Source organism: Bacillus sp. 05T22 (assembly GCF_056396765.1).
The window spans coordinates 1-2,145 of sequence record NZ_JBFTMC010000224.1 but is presented as its reverse complement, the minus strand read 5'-3'; the positions used below and the strand labels follow the sequence as shown (position 1 = coordinate 2,145).

Genomic DNA, 2,145 nt, shown 5'->3' with positions numbered 1-2,145 from the left:
ATTTTGAAGAAGATGGTGTCATGGCGAAAGGTCAAAAAACTATCAAGGGACAAACATATTACTTCAATGAAGATGGAACAATGCAGATAGGTTGGCAAGTAATTAAAGGTGGCGGACCTTATTCAGGAACATGGTATTATTATAATGAAGATGGCGTAATGGCTAAGTATATGAAAAATATTGACGGACAAACATATTACTTTAATGAAGATGGAACTATGCAGACAGGATGGAAGAAACTTCAAGGTTCCTTTGGCGGAAACTGGTATTACTTTAACAAAAATGGCTCTATGGCAAAAGACTGGGTAAAAGTTAATGATTTATGGTACTACATGAATGAAAAGGGAATGATGCAAACAGGTTGGGTACAACAAAATGGAGATTGGTACTATTTACAATCTGATGGTTCTATGGCAGTAGGAAAACATTTCATTGATGGAAAATGGTATTCATTTAAAGATAATGGCGTTATGATGTAACAAAAGGTCTTTTAAACTGAATATATGTCACTAGATATCTATTTTAAGATATTTCTATAATAAAAAAAGACACCTGTGAGGGTGTCTTTTTTTGTGTGTTATCCTTTCTTATTAATCTAGAAAGAATAACGTTTTTAACAAAAATGGGTAGTAAATATTCTTAAGTTGATGGATGTGTGGCGGTACCCCACATCCATCAACCTAACAGAACAGCTTGCCCCAAAAATGATAAAAATGAATTTTGTTGCTATAAAAGACATAAAACCATAAACACTTACTTCATATTTACTTTTGTTGTGGACGATAAAAAGCATCTACCAATTGATCATACTCGCTTCTTGAAATTTCTTTATTATACAGTTTAATTAATAACTCTTTATGCGCCTTCGAAAACGCCATTTTGTCAATGAATTTTGGATACATATAATTATTCTCTCTCCGTCTGATAAATTATTATGTTGCATTTTGGCTACTTCCCTTGAATATTATAATAAAATAAACAACCAATGTTTTATGAAATATTACATATATATATATATTTTATATATTTAATTGAAAAGATGAAATATAAATCTAATGAACATGCGGGTTTTCTTTTTTGTTTGTTAGTTTCATCAGCAAATACATCAGACCTTTGAAAGACTTTTGTAACATTTATGAAAGTAAACTGAAAGAAGCGCGTGATATTGCAATGGAAGAAATGAAAGTTCTYGCGAAGCAAAAAGGTGCAAATGCAATTGTCGGTATTGATGTAGACTACGAAGTCGTTCGTGATGGAATGTTAATGGTGGCTGTAAGCGGTACGTGTGTAAATAGATAGAATATAGAAGAATCGTATCCTAAGTGGAAAAATAGAGAACTAACCGGAGTTCGATTTATGGCACTGTTAGAACTGAAGAAAAATACTTTTTACAAAATAATCAAGGAATATGAAAGTACACTGAATCAAAACCAGCTATGAGCTGGTTTTTTTTATTCCAATAGATCGTTAAGTCCATATACCCTTTCAGTATAAAAACGAATGCTCTAACGTATAGGGAATCGGTTGGAATGTGTCCTAATTGTACGTTAAACATAAAATTGCTTACCAAAAAACAATGTTTTGTAACAATTCTTAATGAATTCATTCACATGTGACTTTCATTTTTATATTGTGTAACGACGGCGAGTTTATCCCGCTATTTTAGGACAGTAACACTCCCACCTCAAAATTCAGCGAAAGCAAAGAAATTAGGTGGGAGATGAACTGTCCGTAAAAGCCCGATTCGTTCAACTAATAATCAGTGGGGGATGAAGAAAACCCCCACTGATTAAAGTTTCACTTTATGTTTCTTTATCTCAGCAAGCTCATCAGAGGTATAACTAAAAATTCCAGATGCTTTTACTGGATTCGAAGTTATCGTTGCGAGTTTTCGCTTCTCTCCCGGTAGTGCATGAAAAAGTTTATTTAGGTCAAAAGAAGCACTACCTGGTTTTATATTTGGAAATTCCTGTTTAATATATTTTAGAGCTAAAGGACCATTCATTTGACCATTATTGTCACTTTTTAAGTAATATGTTTGCCAATTCGTCAGCGCAATACCAGTATTCCCTGCATCTAATTGTTTTTGTGTAATATAATACTTGTTTTTGTGTAATATAATACAGATCATGTTCATATAGATCT

2 protein-coding genes and 3 pseudogenes are annotated in these 2,145 nt (G+C 32.6%); 3 read left to right on the top strand and 2 right to left on the bottom strand.

The window, feature by feature from the left end; all coding sequences use genetic code 11:
- A partial coding sequence (locus AC1DIT_RS27940) for a nucleoside triphosphate hydrolase (protein WP_476998587.1) occupies positions 1-479 on the top strand: 479 nt, incomplete at its 5' end.
- Between the two features lie 285 nt (positions 480-764).
- On the opposite strand, the gene AC1DIT_RS27935 is transcribed toward AC1DIT_RS27940, so the two are convergent.
- Complete coding sequence (locus tag AC1DIT_RS27935) at positions 765-902, bottom strand: hypothetical protein (protein WP_016113583.1); 138 nt, start codon at positions 900-902, stop codon at positions 765-767.
- Between the two features lie 232 nt (positions 903-1,134).
- Between AC1DIT_RS27935 and AC1DIT_RS27930 the strand changes: the two are divergent.
- A pseudogene (locus AC1DIT_RS27930) lies at positions 1,135-1,299 on the top strand (heavy metal-binding domain-containing protein); the annotation flags it as partial.
- A gap of 3 nt (positions 1,300-1,302) precedes the next feature.
- Positions 1,303-1,440: pseudogene (locus tag AC1DIT_RS27925) on the top strand (recombinase family protein); the annotation flags it as partial.
- Positions 1,441-1,789: 349 nt separating this feature from the next.
- On the opposite strand, the pseudogene AC1DIT_RS27920 reads toward AC1DIT_RS27925, so the two are convergent.
- A pseudogene (locus tag AC1DIT_RS27920) lies at positions 1,790-2,145 on the bottom strand (hypothetical protein); the annotation flags it as partial.

Coding starts and splice junctions, on each gene's coding strand:
- AC1DIT_RS27935 (WP_016113583.1), bottom strand. CDS start 902: ATGTATCCAAAATTCATTGACAAAATGGCGTTTTCGAAGGCGCATAAA.